The sequence below is a fragment of the Methanogenium marinum genome (assembly GCF_028912405.1).
Classification (GTDB): Archaea; Halobacteriota; Methanomicrobia; order Methanomicrobiales; family Methanomicrobiaceae; genus Methanogenium; species Methanogenium marinum.
This window is the reverse complement of the sequence record NZ_JAKELO010000002.1, coordinates 259,662-278,105: the sequence shown is the minus strand read 5'-3', so window position 1 is coordinate 278,105 and position 18,444 is coordinate 259,662. Positions and strand designations below refer to the sequence as shown.

Sequence of the window (18,444 nt, the reverse complement as noted above, 5' to 3'; positions counted from 1 at the left end):
ATAAAATGGTCTTTTGATCGTTTCTCATTGGTGGTATGAAGCCTGTTCTTGTATGGCGATTGGGTTTTGAGTCCGTTTTACTTTTCGTTATCGTTTTCAGATTTTTGTAGTGAATATTAAACATTCTCATTTCAAAAAATTATGTATAATAGCTCTTCTTACATGGTCTTTAATGGCAAACATTTAAATATAATAAAAATGGCTGTTATGTATTACTCATCATTATGCCTTGAGAAATGGCTGTTCCCGGAAAGAATTCCGTGGAATCTGATGAGTGGATTGCGGGGTGATTAAAATGAGAATACTGAAAATTTTTCCGGGGATTCAGCCAATAATCCAGCAAATCTCTATGTGCAGAAACAGTTTGCATTTACATAGGGAGTGTGATGAATGTGAATAGAGATGATGGTAGTGTAAAAAAAATAGCAAATGAAGATGAGTTAAAAAATTATCTGAGCACTATTCCAAAATCGAAGATAATTGGGGGAAATCCCTGATTGAATTATCAACATATGATGATATCGCACTTTGGTGGTTTATTAATTTCAATTTTAAAAATTATATCAATACCTTTTCCTGTAGACCAGATGCCATTCGGCAGGCAACGTGGATCGGGCGAAATATTGCTATCCTAAAACGAAATTATTGTTACCGTTTTATTTATTATCTATATGAATCCATTTTTACGGAATTGTGTAGAATGAATGTACGATTATATAATACCAACAACGTCTCGAAAAAAACAAAAATACTGGTTGTTGCTCAAAATATTGAATGGAGAACAATAACAGATGTATCAAATAAATCTTTTAAAAAAGCGGACGCCTTTTTTGATTCAACAGTATCAATGCTAAAAAATGATCCCGATTACGAAATAGTAACTACATATCCTGTGGACAATTCTCTTTCAGGTTTAAAAATTATTGTCGATAAAAGAAAAAGTCAGAAAAATATCATACACAAACCGTTTGAAATCTATCTCTCCTTTGATGCATGGAAAAAAAGTCAAAAAGCAAATAATTATTTTAATGAATTATGGGGTAAAATTAATAATAGTTCTTCTTTTAATGCTTTGATAGAAAACACCGGAATTAATTATTCCCCCTTAAGAGAAAAATTATCAGACTATTTTCTTGGGATTTTTGGTCCAATAGTCCAACAGATAGAAATGGCAAAAAAATTGACAGAATCCGAAAATCCTGATTTAATTTTAATGCAATACGAATATGGAATATTCGAATTATCACTTATTGTAGCAGGAAAAAAACAAAATATTCCTGTTTTAGCAGTACAGCATGGAATTATCACTCCTTCACATGACGGATACATGCATTCTAAAGATGAACTGTCTACAAATGGATCTATTAAATCCCCATATTATCCAATACCAGATATAACTGCAGTATTTGGCCCATATTATAATGATATTTTAACAAATCTAAGCACGTATCCTGAAAATAGTGTCGTTGTCACCGGCCAGCCCCGATATGATATACTATATCATGCACATGAAATGTACAACAAAGAGCAATTTCTCGAAAGATACAATATACCCAAAAATCACAAGATAGTCTTATGGACAACGCAGTGCCACGCATTCTCTGATGAGGAAAATAATGCAAATTCCAGAGCCATTTTTGGAGCATTGGAAAATCTGGCGGATGTAACACTAATTCTGAAACAGCACCCCGGAGAGGGTGAAAAATATACAGATATGATTATGGATGCCCTGAAGGATTATCATATAAATGTAATCATCCTTCCCAGGGATTCAGATACATATGAACAACTCACTGTCTGTGATCTTCTGATAGTGAAAAAATCAACAACTGCGATGGAAGCAGTAGCCCTGAATAAACCCGTCATTGTTCTCAATCTCAGCGGAAAGCCGGATGTGATAGATTATGTGGAAGAAGGTGTGGCTCTGGGAGTCTACAAGGAAAATGATCTTTCTATTGCAATTGAAAAATTACTGAAAGATGACTCTGAACTTGCTGATAACAGAGAATCTTACGTTGGGAAATATCTGTATAAAATTGATGGCAAATCAACGGAACGGGTGGTACAGCTCATTAAAAAGATGGTGGATGGGAAAAAAGACCGAAATAATACCTAAATCAGAACACCATTCACCTTTCAGGAATCTGTTTTTTTGATGATCCGATTCAATGTTTTTGTCGCGTACTCTTTTCCCTGTTTAATTTCTTCATCCGTAAAGACACGAATAATAAACAGTCCCACAGGATACAGAAGTATAAGCAGAGATTTTAGTATGATATCGCCCGGAATATCATATTCCGGAAGAACGAGTGAAATACCATACACCACAATTCCAATAACGATTATTTTACCAATCCTTGCGTATTCATATTTTATGGGGAACAATCTGTTTGAAGCGATAAATACTCCGATAAATGTGAAAAGGAACGTGATTGCTGTTGCAACAGCGGCTCCAATCATCCCATATCGGGGAATCAGAAGGATATTCAATATGACATTAAAAATAGCTCCTGAGAAGGTAATGGTGGCTAATAATTTTGTTTTCTTTAAAAGAAATATCTGGTTTACGACCATGTAATACATGCCATTCAGAATAAATGCAAGAACAATGAACGGAACTACCTGATATGAGTCATAATAAGCAGGAACGGTCATGATATGGATCACATCTTTTGAAAAAAATACCATTCCCAGTCCAACAAATATAATTAGTGCCATATAATATGTTGTTATTTTCGAAAAGGAAGGTTTTGCCTTTTCCCCCTCAGTGGTTGCTTTTGACATAAAAAACGGAGCCCAGGCAAAGTTGATAGAAGTTGTAATAATGTTCATTATCGATCCAAACTTATACCCAAGGGAATAGAGGCCAACTATTGAGAGATCACAGTAAAGGTTTAAAAATAACCTGTCTGTAAGAGTGGTGATCCAACCAGCAAGCATATGGGGAATCAGTGGAATACCAAATCGAAACGATTCTTTGAATTTATTGAGATCAAATGTTATTGCAATATCCTTTTTCAGGTAGAAAAGTGCTACGAATAAGAAGATTATGCTGCAAAAGAACTGACCCTTTAGGCTCCCCAGTGCCCCTTCTTCCAATACAACAACAAAAAATATTATCAGGACTGTTACAACCAGGACCTGAGCCACATTTATTGCACTGTATGTAAAGGACCGCTCTCTCACCTGGAGAAGAATAAATGCAAAATTAAGGGGTATGCCAAGTAATGCAGTCCATATAGCCAAAATAAGGTATGGATTAAATGGGACATCAGGGATTATTGTTGAAAAAATAGATTCTCCAAGTAAACTGATAATAATGCATGCTGTTAATGATATCAAACCCACTGCCAGACAAATTGTGCTGAGATAATCCTTTAACTGGTCAGGATCATGGTGATAATCATAATAAAAACGACCAATTGCACCTCTTTGTCCAAATAGTAAAAATATCATCAAAATGCTGGTAACAACCCCGGCCATTGAAAGAATTCCATAATCTGCCGGAGTAAGATATCGTGTGTATATCGGAAGAAGGAAAAATCCAATTGCCTGGGATAGCAATGTTCCTATGGAAAACCCGAGAGAATTTTTAGCAAGACGCTTTAAATCATCAATAATCATAATAGGTCCGGACTGGCTGAAATTGCATATATTTACGGTTCAATCATTTTAGGTAAAATAATTAAATTGTTGGTTTATTGATGTGCACATATATATCATTCTTTATGCCACGTTTGAAGTGCATGCGAAATTGATGAGCTTAAATTCAACGAGGTTGTATTTATAGTTTGGCTCTGTGAAAATCATACTGCTGAGTATAGGAGGGAGATACAATTCCTCTGTTACCGGAACATTTCACAGAAGCCAAAAGGTAAATTCGGTTCTGCTTTAATTTCTGAGACATAGTATGACAAAAAACGAAGAGAAGAGCCATAGATATTTTGGTGGATTATTGTTTTAGGGGTTGATTTTTACTGCGGATGGTCGGTTTCAGACTCCGTTCTTTTTTTTCAGACATTTTTCCGGAGAGATCAAAAACTCCCAATTTAGCCATATTTTAGATAAAGTAATTTGTTTTGACCTTAAGTGTAGTATAATATTAAATAATGACCCGCATGGGGAGTATATATATATTGCGTGTAACAATATGCAGGGCATGGACCGTTATTGGAAAGGGTTCCTTCCTGAACCATCTGTTCGAACTGTTGGTGACATGGAATGTGTACTTGCAGACCGGGATGGCGTTGAATTGGATTCGACCACCCCCCTCTACTACATGTACCGCGATCTTGCGATGAATGAAACTGATCGTGAGGTTCTTTCCCGTCAGAACATACGGTATGACATCACGGTCATTCCCCCGGTAGTCCTCGGAAGGGAATACGTCAAGACGAAAGGACACTATCATCCTGATACCTCTTCTGGCATTGGCTACCCTGAACTCTACCAGGTGCTTGCAGGGGAGGCCCACTTTCTTCTTCAGCGAAAGGATCTTTCAGACGTGGTGACAGTCGCTGCATCTGCTGGTGAATACGTTCTTGTCCCGCCGGGGTATGGGCATGTGAGTATCAACCAGGGGAAAGAGGCGCTCGTCATGGCGAACCTGGTTTCGAATCAGTTTGAAAGTGAGTATGCAGTGTATGAGGAGATGCATGGTGGGGCATACTATGCTCAGAAAAAGAAGGAAAACGGGAGTGGAAACGTATGGACTCAAAATCCCGTTTATCTTTCGGCCTCTCCAATCAGAGCACTCTCAGCACGAGATACGCCAGAACTGGACGTTATGCATGGGATGACGATTAAACATGGAATGGGGATCTATAACCTGGTTTCTGAATCAGCAGACCTGTCATTCCTGAATGAGCCGGAAAAAATAATGGGTGTTTTTGCATGAAGTCTGTAATCAAGGGCATATCGCCATATAAAATGAAATCCGTGGGAAAAATGGAAATTCCATTTAACCGCCCCTATCTGACAGGGAATGAGCTTTCCTATATTGAAGATGCTATTTGGTTGTCTCAGTCGGGTGGTCATATAAGCGGTGATGGCAAATATACAAAGCTTGTGCAGCAATTTTTTGAAAGATGCTTTGGTGCACGAATGGCTCTTTTAACAACTTCAGGTACGAGTGCCCTTGAGCTTGCGTTCTATTTACTTAATCTCAAATCCGGGGATGAAGTAATACTTCCATCATATACATTCCCGTCGACTGCGAATGCTATTATCCTGGCTGGTGGAACACCTGTTTTTGCAGATATTTCCCCTGATACCATGAATATTGACCCCGGGGAGATCAGACGTAAGATCACGAAAAAGACCCGTGCAATATGTCCGGTTCATTATGGCGGAGTTTCATGTGACATGGATGAAATTATGGATATAGCAGACGCCCATAATCTGTCAGTGGTTGAGGATGCTGCACAGGGAGTGAATGCCCGGTATAAACGAAAATATCTTGGGACAATTGGTGATTTTGGTTGTTACAGTTTCCATGAGACAAAGAATTATGTCTGTGGAGAAGGGGGTGCTCTTTTAATAAATACAGACGACCCCAAAATCAATGAACGTGCAGAGATTTTAAGAGAGAAGGGTACGAATCGCAGTCAGTTTTACCGTGGAGAAGTGGACAAATATACCTGGGTGGATATTGGTTCAAGTTATCTGCCAAGTGATATTCTGGCAGCCTTATTATATTCACAGCTTGAACACCTTGATGAGATCCAGGAAAAGCGACTCGCGGTCTGGCATGCCTACTATGATGCGTTAAAACCCCTTGAAGAGGAAGGACGTATTCGACTTCCTGTTGTACCTGAATATGCTGAACACAATGCCCATTTATTCTATGTGCTTTTTGAAACCGAAACGGTTCGCAACGAAATGATGGCGAAACTTAAAAACCAGGGCATTCATGCTGTTTTTCATTATATCCCACTGCATTCTTCTCCGATGGGGCGGCAGTATGGGTGTGTGAAAGGTGATCTCCCCATTACCGAAGATGTAAGCGGACGGTTACTGAGATTGCCCGTTTTTGCAGGAATTGGATTAAAAGAAGAAGATTACATTAATGAAAAATTATTACATTTTATGAAACCCTGTATTGTCGTTTGAATTCGGAGAAGAGGACAAAATAATATGCAGATCTCTGTTGGAACAGATATTGTGAACATTCATCGCTTTACTACTATTGTAAAGAATGAGGAATATTCATTCTTACAAAAGAATTATTCCGGCGATGAACTCGATTACTGCTTTTCAAAGGAAGATGCGTCCTCTCATTTAGCAGGGAGATTTGCGGGGAAAGAAGCGGTAATGAAAGCCCTTTATGCATATGGATTAAAGCCGGTGCCATACAAAAAAATTGAAATTCTGAATGACAGAAATGGCGTTCCTCACATATGGATAAAGGTTAAAGGATATGAAAAGCTAAAGACGGAAATCAGTCTTTCACATTGTGAAGACAAAGCAATCGCATTTGCAATAATGTATGGGGATTATGAAAATGACGAATGAATCAGAAAGAACGATTAAAGAAATATTCTGTACAGTAATGGGTGCTGAAGAATTTGAAGTGAATGATGAGACTGCATATAATTCCTTTGATAAATGGGATTCCTTAAAACACCTTCAGTTAGTCTCTGAATATGAAGATCATTTTGATCTGGAATTTCAGATGGACGACATCATTGCGATGGAAAATTTCGGATTAATTAAAGAGATTATTCATAAATACATGGCAGAATAACATGAATTTTGCAGATTATTTATTTGAAGGCAAAAAATGTTCATCCAGTCCGTTCCTCGTCGGTGACACAGAGATTTGTTATCATGAAATGTATGATAAAATAAATAATCTGGCACATTTCATTCAGCAGAAATACTCCCATGGGAAAAATATGCTCCTTCTTTCTGAAAATAATGATTTTTTTATCATCTGCTATCTCGCTATAATCAAAAGTGGGAATACTGCTGTTCTTATTGAAACCCAGATTGGAGACAAAGATTTTGAGGATGTTATCACAAAATCTTCGTTAGATGCCTATTTCATTCAGGAAAAATACCGCAGTAAATTTCCATGGATTTGTGATGACATATACTCAGAATCTTTAGAAAAGGAACTGCAGAATCAGACTGAAACTGAATTGTATCCGGAACAGTCCGGCGATGAAGTAGCGGTAATAATCTACACGTCCGGAAGCACAGGGACCAAAAAAGGAGTGATGCTGACCCATAATAATCTCTGTGAGAATACCCATTCAATAATTGAATATCTGCGGTTAACAGAAGATGATCGGATTTATGTTGTTCTGCCATTTTTTTACTGTTTTGGTGCTTCATTACTCCATACCCATATCCGGGCTGGCGGCAGTATTTACCTGCATAATAAGCCATTTCTGGGTTCTGTTATTAAGGATATAAATACGCACAAGTGTACAGGATTTGCCGGCGTTCCCAGCACGTATCAGATTTTGATCAATAAATCACCATTGCTGGAAAGAGAGTATCCGTCTTTACGCTATTTTGCACAGTCCGGAGGGCAACTCCCGAATAAATATATCACGAAAATGGTAGACTCGTTCCCTGACAAGGATTTTTTTTTAATGTACGGAGCTACCGAGGGAACTTCACGTCTCTCCTATCTGCCTCCTCATTTGATTAAAGAAAAAATGGGGTCGATTGGCAAAGGGATTCCCGGAGTAACACTTGAAGTTCTTGATACAGATGGAAATAGGGTCCAGCCGGGTGATATTGGAGAGATCACGGCATGGGGCAATAATATCATGAAGGGATATTATGGAGACTCTGTTGAAACATCCAATGTTTTAAAGAACGGGAGATTATACACCGGAGATCTTGCAACAGTAGATTCTGATGGGTATATATTCATCGTTGGCCGTTCAAAAAACATCCTGAAATCCGGGGGATACAGAATATCCCCGTATGAAATTGAGGATGTCATCCTCAGTCTCAATAGCATACTGGAATGTGTGGTAGTCGGGATGCCGGATGAGATAATGGGCGAGGGCGTTGTTGCCGTGGTTCAGACTGATAGTGATGACAAAAAATTGATTGATGACAGCATTTTTTCTTTGTGCAACAAAAAACTGCCTTCGTATAAAGTTCCAAAGAACGTATTTGTTTTCAAAGAATTTCCGTTGAATTCGTCAGGGAAAGTAGATCGGAATAAGATAAAGGAGATGATTTTACATGACTGATTCTGAGAAAATACTGGATTCAGATATTAATGAGTTATTGATTCAACCACCATATCTATTGGAAGATCAAACAAAAAATCAGACTTTAACCGATATACTCAAAATTCAGCTGAAAAATGCTGTTCAAAACAATACTCACATCAAAAATCTGGTTTCAAAACAGGGCACTGACATTGACGCAATTACAAAAATTGAGGAAATCCCATTCATTCCTGTTCAGATGTTCAAATATTTTGATCTATCAACGTGTGAAAAGGAAGCGATTGTGAAAATGCTGCGTTCCAGTGGCACGACAAGTGATACTGCAAGCAGAGTTCCATTAAATAAAAAAACTGTTTTAAACCAGATGAAATCATTAAAACAGATTCTGTCGGATTATCTTGGAAATAAACGGAAAGTATTCCTGGTTATCGATCATGAAGGTGTCAATAGTTCTGTTTCTGAATTTACCGCACGGACTGCGGGTGTGAGGGGGCTTAGCATCTATGCAAAAAAGACGTATTATCTTCTTAAAGAAGAGAACGGCAAACTGGTATTAAATGAACCGGTGATACAGGACGTTATTGAAAGATATTCCGGGAAAGATGTGTACGCATTTGGTTTTACCTATATCATCTGGTCTGTCTTTTACCAACAGATAATTGAGAAAGACATTCATTTCAATTTCAGTGACATTACGCTGTTCCATAGCGGGGGCTGGAAAAAGCTGAAAGATGAACAGGTTTCAAAAGAATACTTTTCTGAATCCATGTCTTCCGTATTTAATACCGATAAACGTAATATCCTGGATTTTTATGGTATGGCAGAACAGACGGGCATTATTTTCGTAGACTGTGAATGCGGAAATAAACATGTGCCGAATATTTCTCAGGTAATAATCAGGAACCCGTATACCCTTCAGCCATGCTCTGTTGGTGAAACCGGAATGATTGAAATTCTGAGTGTATTATCAGACAGCTATTATTCTCAGGCAGTCCTGACGGAAGATCTGGGGTATGTGGTTGGTATTGATGACTGCCCCTGCGGGCGGAAAGGCACCTATTTCAGATTTGCATCACGCATCGAAAAAGCAGAGATCCGTGGGTGCGGAGATACGTTTAAGGAGTGAATTCAGTGGTAAAATGCTATTTACTTGATGGGGAGTTTTCTGAGCAGAATCAGGATAATTTCGCAGATATATCGCAGGTTGTCAACACCAATCGCCGGGCCCTTCATGCATTGCCATTGCCGGTAATAATTGAGATATTATCAGCACTGGGAAAGAAGATCATACAAAATCCACACCTTACCAAAATTCAGGGCATAACCTACCTGTCTTTGTGGCTGAGAAAGAGAAATCTCGAACAAATCTGCCGGATAAATTATGGAAATCTCTCCTATCCTGATTCTTTTGTTGACGTGGAAAATCGGTTTAAAATGACTGCCCAGCCAAGGGGAGTTGTCGCCCTATGGGTTGCAGCGAATATTCCTACTTTGGCAATTATTTCCATTGTTCAGACAATTCTTTCAAAGAACGGGAGTATTGTTAAAGTTCCCGAAGAGAATAAAGACATTCTTCTGCAGTTTTTACAGGAACTTGCAAGCGTTGAAGTTACCTATGATAATTCTCATTATTCCGGGCTTGATATCGTAAAAGCAATCTCTGTCGTCTCTTTTGAAGGAAGGAATCATACAATAAGTAGTGATTTCTCTCTCAACGCTGATTGCAGACTGGTGTACGGCGGTTCAAAAGCGATACAGTCAATATTGGCATTGCCGCAAAAAGACCACTGTGAAACAATTGTTTATGGCCCAAAATATTCGTTCGGTGTGTTTGACAGGGAATTTATTGAGAGTGACCTGTTTGAAAAATCGTTAGATAAAATGGCAAAAGATATTGCATATTTCAATCAGATGGCCTGTTCTTCGCCTCAGGTGTTATTCTTTGAAAAAAGTTCATTTCAGCTGCAAACAATTGGGGAACAGCTGGCCAGGTGTTTTGAGAATCTTCCGGGAGATTTGAGGATACAGCCCACGGATGCAGGAATACTTGCGAATATCATAAACATTCGTGCAAAATATTTGCTGTCCGATGATAAATCAGTCATTGCTTCTGATGATTTAAGCTGGACAATTTTAATTGATAACGATTTCCGGTTAGAAGATCCTGTTCATGGGAAATGTATTTTCCTTAAAGAAGTTGAGTCGCTGGATACTGTTCCCGAATTGATTACCCGAAAAATTCAGGCGTTGTCTGTTTCCATATTCAATCCACAAAAAAGAGAGAGTTTTGCACGTGAAGCGACATATCTGGGTGTGGACAGGATTGTCATTCCCGGAACAATTCATGATTATGATCTCCCCTGGGATGGAATTCTGCCGTTGTCCAGATTGGTGCGTTGGGTGATACTTAAATATCAGTGATTATATTGGTAGTGCGATTGAATATTTAATGATATCTTTGCTCAAATGAATCGTTATTCCGGTGGATAATGGCTAAAAATTCTTGATTTGTCTTTTAATCGTCATTAAACCAAATATTCATGATTTAATGGGTTTAGGGGAATGCCTGAATTTTCCAATTCACGGAATTTTATTTTCTTTATTCAGGCCACAGGACAGTCGGTTTGTCGATAGTATTATATATCTGTCGCCTATAGCAGGTATTGATGGTGAACCCGGACAACCAGCATATATCTCTTGTCAGGCGGTCCTTGTGGGGCTACAAAAAACAATCACGGGAAAACTATTCCATCAACATCTATCACGGGGTAATGCAATAGCGCCGGGTATGACCGAAACTGGCATGATAAAACATGGGGGAGACGTCAAAAATGATTATTTGACGATGTGTGTGACCGAAAAGGCAGAATATCCAAACGGGATACCTTGTGTTGCATTCGTTTTTGACATCCGATTTTATTATTTGTCATATGTTCTGAGTCAGGTAATCCGGGTCGGTGGGGGTACACGTACATGGAGAATACTGTTGAAAGTGATAAACTCGATAATTCCATTTGTTCTATTGAAAAAATGGCTGGACGGATGCGAGAGCAAGCGATAAAAATGGCTCATTCCGCCGGAACAAATGGATCACACTTAGGCGGGGGCTGTCTATGATTGAGATTATGGCAACCCTGTATGGGGGTATACTGCGTTTTGATCCAAAGAATCCTGAATGGGATGGGCGGGACCGTTTCATTCTGAGTAAAGGACATGGGGTTCTTGCCTATTATACTGCCCTTGCGGAAGCAGGTTTTTTCCCGAAAGATGAACTGCTGAAATTTGAAGTCAATGGGGAATGTTTGCCCGGTCATCCGATACTCAATATGGAGAAAGGTATTGAATGTTCAACCGGCAGCCTTGGGATGGGGTTGCCGTTTGGAGCCGGACTGGCTCTTGCAGGAAAAATGCAGAAAAAGTCCTATCGTACATATGTTCTTGTTGGAGACGGAGAATGTGATGAAGGTTCGATATGGGAATGTGCTATGTTTGCATCACATTACCATCTGTCCAATCTGATTGCAATAGTTGATAGTAACAAATTGCAGTACGATGGCCCGTGCTGTGAAATTATGAATCTGGATAATTTTAAAGCCAAATGGGAAAGTTTTGGTTGGGACGTAACCGAGGTTGATGGGCATAATGTAAAGGAATTGTATGATGCTTTTTCTGTATGTAGCCATTCGTCAAACGGAAAACCACAGGTTATCATTGCTGATACGGTAAAAGGGAAGGGGGTCTCATTCATGGAGAACAACAAGGAGTGGCACCATTCCACTCTGTCTCAGAAACAGTATGATCTGGCCATGCAGGAGATACGGAGTGGGGAATAACCATGGTTAATCCTAATCCATTCAATGTACGTTTCTATTCAAAACTTGGCCAGCGTGGGTCGTTTGCAGCGATTATGGGAGAGATTGCTGCTCAGGATGATGATTTGGTAGTGATGACTGCGGATTTAACAACGCTTACCGGCCTTACGCAATTCAGGGAAAAATTCCCCGATCAGTTTATCAATGCCGGAATTGCAGAGCAGAATATGGTGGGTGTTGCTGCAGGGATGGCAAAGGAAGGAAAGAATGTCTTTGTGACAACGTATTCCAATTTCCTCGCCATGCGTTCTTATGAACAGATTCGCATCCAGCTTGGATATATGAAATCCAATGTCAAGGTTATCGGAACAGGAAGTGGCCTTGCCATGGGGATGTCCGGAAATACTCATTATGGTATGGAGGATCTTTCGCTCATGAGAGCCATCCCGAATCTGATGGTCGTTTCACCTGCTGATGGACTGGAGACGGTGAAGGCCATAAAAAAAGCAGCACATCACAAAGGGCCAATGTATATTCGTCTGAGTGGTGCACTGAGAAATCCGATTGTCTATGATGAAGATTACGAATTTGAATTTGGGAAAGGAATTCTTCTCAGAAAAGGGACCGATATTTCGATTATTGCAACCGGCACCATGGTGCATGAATCTCTTGTTGCTGCTGAAATACTGAGTGATAACGGGATCTCAGCCTCCGTTATCGACATGCACACGATAAAACCGCTTGATACTGCGATGATAAAAGACGTGTGTTGTCAAACAGATCTCGTTGTGACTGTTGAAGAACATTCGGTGATTGGTGGCCTTGGCGGCGCAGTAGCAGAATACCTGAGCGAAATTTCATATAGGCCCCGACAGGTGAAAATTGGCATTCCTGATGCCTTTCAACGCGTTGGAGATTATCAGTATCTTCTGAAGGAAAACAATCTCACAGGACCTCAGATTGCGGACCGGATTCATGAAGAATATGGGGATGATGGGGAAAGCGAGCCGAACATGATTCGTTGAGGCACTGTTTGATGAACATTTTATTTGATATGAATCAGGCAGAATACAAAATCCCTGTTCAAATGATACGTATCCTCCCCTTGTTCGAATTTCATTCACACATATCTTCACCGGAGTGAGTCAGATGAAACAGAAGCACAAAAAAATGGTTGCCATTATCCCTGCGAGAGGCGGTAGTAAAGGGATTCCAAGAAAAAATATTCGGTTGCTTGCGAATAAACCTCTTATTGGTTATGCTATAGAAACAGCACTGAGATCAAAATATATTGATGATGTTGTTGTAACAACAGACGATGATGAAATCGCCGAAATTTCCCGCCTTTTTGGTGCACAGGTAATTATAAGACCAAAAGAACTTGCTGAAGATGAGGTTCCTCTCGATCCTGTTATTTATCATGCTCTGACATCCATCGAAGATGAGAATAATCAGCAATTTGAATTCGTTGCTACGATTCAGCCAACATCACCTCTGCTCTCAACGTTAACTCTTGACACAATGATTGATCTGATGTATCGTGAACAGTATGATACCATACTGAGTGTAAAAGCGGAACCTCATCTGTTTTGGATAAAAAGTGGAGAACAGTTTGTACCACTCTACAAAGAACGAAAAAACCGGCAATATCTTGATCCCATATACCAGGAAACCGGTGCTGTGGTCATTTCCAGAAGGGGTGTTGTTTCTGAAAAGAGCAGAATCGGCAGTTCGTTCACCATATTTGAAGTATCACGGAATGAAGGAATTGATATCGATACGTATCAGGACTGGGAATCGGCTGAAAATATACTCCACCGAAAAAATATTGTGTACATCGTTGATGGTGACTATGATACTGGGTTGGGCCATATTTACCGGGCACTTACCCTGGCAAACAGGCTTGTTTTTCGCCATAATATCATATTTTTGATGAATCGGACAAAGGAGTTGGGGATACAGAAAGTTCATGAATTTTTGTATCCTGTCAAAACATATTCAGATGATGATGAGATGTTCTCGATTCTGGATGAAACAAAGCCGGATATCATCATTAATGATATCCTTGACACGGAGCCAGCGTATATCCAGAACCTCCGGAACAAAGGGTATTTTGTGGTGAATTTTGAAGATCTTGGAGAGGGGGCCGAATACGCCAATATTGTGATCAATGCTCTCTATGAGAATAGTTATCCACCGGATAATCATTATTATGGCTACAAATATGAATGCCTGAGGGATGAATTCTATATTTTCCCCACAAAAAAACCTGTTCCTGACGTAAACAACATCCTGATAACATTTGGGGGAACCGACCCCAATGATCTGACGTCACGAACACTCCATGCCCTCGAAAATCTGGATTTAACGGCGATTGCAATCAATGTCATCCTTGGGAAAGGGTATCAGCCCAAAGAGAAGCTCTATGCATATGTGTCAGAGCTCCGGAAGAAAGGATTCCGGGTTGATGTGAAGGAAAACGTTCGTCTCATGGCAAAAGAGATGGGGGAAGCAGATATTGTGCTCACCTCCAACGGCAGAACTATTTATGAAGTTGCGAGTGTTGGGACACCATGTATCTCAATATCACAGAACGAGCGGGAAGTTCGGCATCTCTTTGTTCATAACTCTCATGGGCCTCTCTCTCTGGGCCTTGCGTATACGGTATCGGTTGATGATATTGCAACTGCGATAAAGAGATTAATTGATGACTATCCGTTGAGACAGGAAATGAATAAAAAACTGTTAAAGTTTGATTTAAAAGGGAATCTTGGAAGGGTGCTCAGTTTAATACTGAATAGCCATGAGGAGTGGAAAAGACATGATGCCAGTTGAATTTGAAACGTATGCCATCGGCAGAGATGCCAAACCATTTGTTATCGCCGAAATAGGAGTAAATTACTACGATATTGCAGGAAAAGAACAGATTGAGCCGATAGACGCAGCAAAGAAGATGATCACTGCAGCAGCACAGGCAGGTGCTGACGCAGTAAAATTTCAGACCTATAAAGCGGAAAAACTGGCATCAAAATATTCTCCTGCATACTGGGACACTGCTCAGGAACCCACTTCCTCTCAATATGAATTGTTCAAAAAATTTGATTCCTTTGAGAAGGAGGATTATCAGGAACTGGCCCATTTCTCACAAGAGAATAATATCGTATTTTTATCGACACCATTCGATTTCGAGGCGGTGGATGTGCTGGACGAACTCATGCCGGTTTTTAAAATATCGTCCTCTGATATCACGAATATCCCGTTCATCCGGTATATTGCCCAAAAGAAGAAACCGGTCTTTCTCTCAACCGGTGCATCGACCATTGATGAGATTGACGAGGCTGTGGAGGCAATCAGGGAGGAAGGAAATGAGGAGATTGTTCTTATGCATTGTATCCTGAATTATCCGACAGCATATCGAGATGCGAATCTCGGGATGCTCTCCCATCTCAGGAAGAGATACCCGGATTATCCCATCGGGTATTCAGACCATACCCTTCCTGATTCTACGATGTCAGTTCTTACAACGGCTTTCATTCTGGGGGCAATGGTGATTGAAAAACATTTCACTCTCGATAAATCCCTTCCGGGAAATGATCACTACCATGCAATGGACCCTGATGATCTGAGAATGTTTGTTCAGCGGGTTTCATTTGTACAGGATATTATAGGAATTTCTGAGAAACGGCCTCTCGAAAGTGAGATGCCGGCACGGATGTTTGCACGCCGGAGCATCGTTGCGAAGAGAGAAATTTTGAAGGGAACGATAATCACAGAGGGGATGGTCACGTTTAAAAGGCCCGGGACGGGTATCAGTCCCCGTTCAATAAAAACGGTTATAGGAAAAAGAGCAAAAAAAACCATATCTGAGGATGAGATAGTGGAGGCAGAATTTGTGGCATAATACAGAGGATTGCAATGATTAAAAAAAATCCATATCAGAAAGGGGATAAATGTCTATAAATAGTGCAGCCAGCACCATTTGATTGTGCGATAATCAGGGGCAGATGCATTCAATCAAATCTTATTGTGACCGTTGAAAGAATATTTGGTGAGCGAGGGACCTGACGTTGCAGGAGCAGAATGTCTGAGCAAAATTACCCATCTGTCACAACAGGCAAGAATGGCATTACTGATGTTTTTTCAATGGATTGGTTATTAGCCGGATCTTCTGAAAATGAACATTTCTACCGGCCCTCTAATTTCCAATAATATTCATGGACAATGCATTATATAATTGGAATTTCTGCCTGGAATGGATGGTTCAGGCACTGTCTGGCGGCAATACTATTTTGATTTTTTAATAATAAAAATTGTGTGTGGCCAATGATTTGTGCAAATGTTTATTATGTGGTGTAGCTTAGGAGTATAAAATGATGCGTATGCAAAAAATTCTGGTTGAATGGGATACCAAATTATTTAGTAAAAATGTGTTCGAGATTCAAAACACCGATTATTTCAATAAAAATGAATTAAAGGAGGTAGATGAGAGCTGTTATACTGATAATGCATTTATGAGTTTTATCAAATTAAATAACAACGATTTTAAAAAAATCCACTACTTAGAAGAATGCGGCTTTAATTATATGGAATCTCAGTATGAATTAAAGAAAGTACTTACTCAAACATCTCCGGTTCTTCTTTATTCCAGGCATTGTGTATTGCAGAAACTGGATTATTCCGATCTAAAAGCAGTGGATGAAGTAATAAAAATTATTACCACAACATTTGATACCGACCGCTATTTCTTAGATCCAAAATTCGATAAAAAGTATTCCGGGCTGCGTTATAAGAATTGGTTCTTAAATTCGTTTCACGATGAAAAATATGAAACATATGTTTATATTTCGAAAACAAAGGGGGACATCATTGGATTTTCAATGATAAAAAACGAATCTTATGATACGTATATGATGTTAGGAGGTGTTTCAGAGGAATACAAAGGATATGGATTCATGGTTAGTATGGTAAATGATTATCTGAATTATGCTTTTTCAAAGGGAATGAAAACAGCTTATACTTCGATATCCAGTCATAATCTGGATGTATTTAACATCTATATTCATTTGGGTTTTCGTTTAACGGATGAAAAAATAGTTATGAGGAAAATGTATGAATGAAATCTATGTGTCCTCAAAATAGGGGGGATAATTTTGAAGTGCATATGCTTTGCTGAAGGTGAACGCCCATATGAATCGGATGCGAATGGAATAGATTTTCTCCGTTCAATGTGCCCGCCCGTAACCAGGCAAATGATTACTCCCATCCGGAAAGCACCGGATGTTTGTTTAAAGCAATGGAATAATTATTTTGTCGTCTCAACGTCACGATTTCCCACAAAAAACCCATTTGATTCGTATTACCATTCGGTTTATCACTCAAACAATGATAAAATTACCATTGATGAACCAGGTACATTCGGGAGCCATTTATGGAATCAGACAGGTGACCATCTGACCATTTTAAAAACGCCTGCCGGAAATCCTGAAGGGAGTGTATAATGGAAAATCAAAAAATTTCAGTTGTTATTCCTGTGTACAACAGTGAGAATACGTTGACTGAACTAACTGACAGACTTTCTGCTGTATTCTCAAAAATAACCATAGATTATGAAATCATTCTTGTCGACGACTGCAGTTCAGATAATAGCTGGCAGATGTTGCAAAAAATACATCAGGGAAATAAAAATACACGAATTATTCATTTGCTGAGAAATTTTGGACAACATAATGCAACACTATGTGGGTTTCATTATGCTACCGGAGATTATGTCGTCATCATGGATGATGATCTTCAGCACCCTCCTGAAGAGATTCCCGTATTGATTAATAAGATTAAAGAGGGATATGATGTCGTTTATGGAAAATATATTCTGAAACAACACAGCAGGGTGGAAAATTTTTTCAGTTCTCTATTTGAAAAATTAATGCATACATTCTTAGATATCCCTGATTCAGTGTATCTGTCAAGTTTTGCCATTTTTTCAAAAGATGTAATAAAAAATGCCTGTTATTTTAAAGGTTCATTTATCTTTTTGCCTGCAGTGATACGTGAAAGTACATCGATGAAAAATGCTGCTGACGTTTACGTTCAGCATAATCCCCGAAAAAACGGACAGTCAAATTATTCATTTATAAGGTATCTAAAACTCTCATTAAACCTCATCATTAACCACTCCGTTCTTCCATTGACACTCATTAGTGCATTAGGATTTTGTACCAGTATGCTCAGCATATTTTATGGAATTTATGTATTCATACGAAGTATAATCGATCCATCCTTTGGTCTTATGGGATGGAGTTCTCTCATGGTTGCTCTGGCATTTCTATCGGGGATGATATTACTGTCTCTTGGTATTATCGGAGAATATTTACGAAGAGTTCTTGTTGAAGTAACCTATGGACAACAGTACGTGATAGGGGAGAAATATTGTTAAA

The 18,444-nt window shown here is 39.3% G+C and carries 15 protein-coding genes; 14 read left to right on the top strand and 1 reads right to left on the bottom strand.

Annotated features, from left to right (window positions below):
• The first annotated feature begins 700 nt into the window (after positions 1 to 700).
• On the top strand, positions 701 to 2,116 hold the full coding sequence (locus tag L0665_RS01740; protein WP_274923997.1) for a CDP-glycerol glycerophosphotransferase family protein: 1,416 nt from the start codon (positions 701 to 703) through the stop codon (positions 2,114 to 2,116).
• 20 nt (positions 2,117 to 2,136) lie between these two features.
• Here the strand turns inward: L0665_RS01740 and L0665_RS01735 are convergent, their stop codons facing one another.
• Entirely contained in the window at positions 2,137 to 3,624 is a 1,488-nt protein-coding gene (locus tag L0665_RS01735; RefSeq protein WP_274923996.1) for a lipopolysaccharide biosynthesis protein, read from the bottom strand.
• A 535-nt stretch (positions 3,625 to 4,159) separates the two neighbouring features.
• On the opposite strand from L0665_RS01735, the gene L0665_RS01730 reads away from it, so the two are divergent.
• The 13 genes from L0665_RS01730 (at position 4,160) to L0665_RS01670 (ending at position 18,443) form a co-directional block, all read left to right on the top strand.
• Positions 4,160 to 4,897: a glucose-6-phosphate isomerase family protein gene (locus tag L0665_RS01730; protein ID WP_274923995.1), complete on the top strand. Its 738-nt coding sequence runs from the start codon at positions 4,160 to 4,162 to the stop codon at positions 4,895 to 4,897.
• Positions 4,898 to 4,947: 50 nt separating this feature from the next.
• Positions 4,948 to 6,111: a dTDP-4-amino-4,6-dideoxygalactose transaminase gene (gene rffA, locus L0665_RS01725; protein WP_274923994.1), complete on the top strand. Its 1,164-nt coding sequence runs from the start codon at positions 4,948 to 4,950 to the stop codon at positions 6,109 to 6,111.
• A gap of 24 nt (positions 6,112 to 6,135) precedes the next feature.
• Complete coding sequence (gene acpS / locus L0665_RS01720) at positions 6,136 to 6,513, top strand: holo-ACP synthase (RefSeq protein ID WP_274923993.1); 378 nt, start codon at positions 6,136 to 6,138, stop codon at positions 6,511 to 6,513.
• Positions 6,503 to 6,745, top strand: coding sequence for an acyl carrier protein (locus tag L0665_RS01715; RefSeq protein ID WP_274923992.1), 243 nt, complete (start codon positions 6,503 to 6,505; stop codon positions 6,743 to 6,745). The genes acpS and L0665_RS01715 overlap by 11 nt, the downstream gene beginning before the upstream one ends.
• Before the next feature lies 1 nt (position 6,746).
• A complete protein-coding gene (locus L0665_RS01710; protein WP_274923991.1) occupies positions 6,747 to 8,216 on the top strand; it encodes an AMP-binding protein in 1,470 nt (489 codons plus the stop codon).
• Positions 8,209 to 9,324, top strand: a complete 1,116-nt coding sequence (locus tag L0665_RS01705) for a LuxE/PaaK family acyltransferase (protein ID WP_274923990.1) — start codon at positions 8,209 to 8,211, stop codon at positions 9,322 to 9,324. Before L0665_RS01710 ends, L0665_RS01705 begins: the two co-directional genes overlap by 8 nt.
• On the top strand, positions 9,321 to 10,619 hold the full coding sequence (locus tag L0665_RS01700) for an acyl-CoA reductase (RefSeq protein WP_338036407.1): 1,299 nt from the start codon (positions 9,321 to 9,323) through the stop codon (positions 10,617 to 10,619). Before L0665_RS01705 ends, L0665_RS01700 begins: the two co-directional genes overlap by 4 nt.
• A 692-nt stretch (positions 10,620 to 11,311) precedes the next feature.
• Positions 11,312 to 12,031 carry a transketolase gene (locus L0665_RS01695; protein ID WP_274923988.1) on the top strand — a complete coding sequence of 240 codons (720 nt, stop codon included), beginning with the start codon at positions 11,312 to 11,314 and terminating at the stop codon, positions 12,029 to 12,031.
• Between the two features lie 2 nt (positions 12,032 to 12,033).
• Complete coding sequence (locus L0665_RS01690) at positions 12,034 to 13,035, top strand: transketolase family protein (protein ID WP_274923987.1); 1,002 nt, start codon at positions 12,034 to 12,036, stop codon at positions 13,033 to 13,035.
• Positions 13,036 to 13,159: 124 nt separating this feature from the next.
• Entirely contained in the window at positions 13,160 to 14,845 is a 1,686-nt protein-coding gene (locus L0665_RS01685; RefSeq protein WP_274923986.1) for a cytidylyltransferase domain-containing protein, read from the top strand.
• Positions 14,832 to 15,911 carry an N-acetylneuraminate synthase family protein gene (locus L0665_RS01680; protein ID WP_274923985.1) on the top strand — a complete coding sequence of 360 codons (1,080 nt, stop codon included), beginning with the start codon at positions 14,832 to 14,834 and terminating at the stop codon, positions 15,909 to 15,911. Before L0665_RS01685 ends, L0665_RS01680 begins: the two co-directional genes overlap by 14 nt.
• Before the next feature lie 469 nt (positions 15,912 to 16,380).
• A complete protein-coding gene (locus L0665_RS01675) occupies positions 16,381 to 17,127 on the top strand; it encodes a GNAT family N-acetyltransferase (protein WP_274923984.1) in 747 nt (248 codons plus the stop codon).
• A gap of 380 nt (positions 17,128 to 17,507) precedes the next feature.
• Positions 17,508 to 18,443, top strand: coding sequence for a glycosyltransferase family 2 protein (locus L0665_RS01670; protein ID WP_274923983.1), 936 nt, complete (start codon positions 17,508 to 17,510; stop codon positions 18,441 to 18,443).
• Position 18,444: the final 1 nt, after the last annotated feature.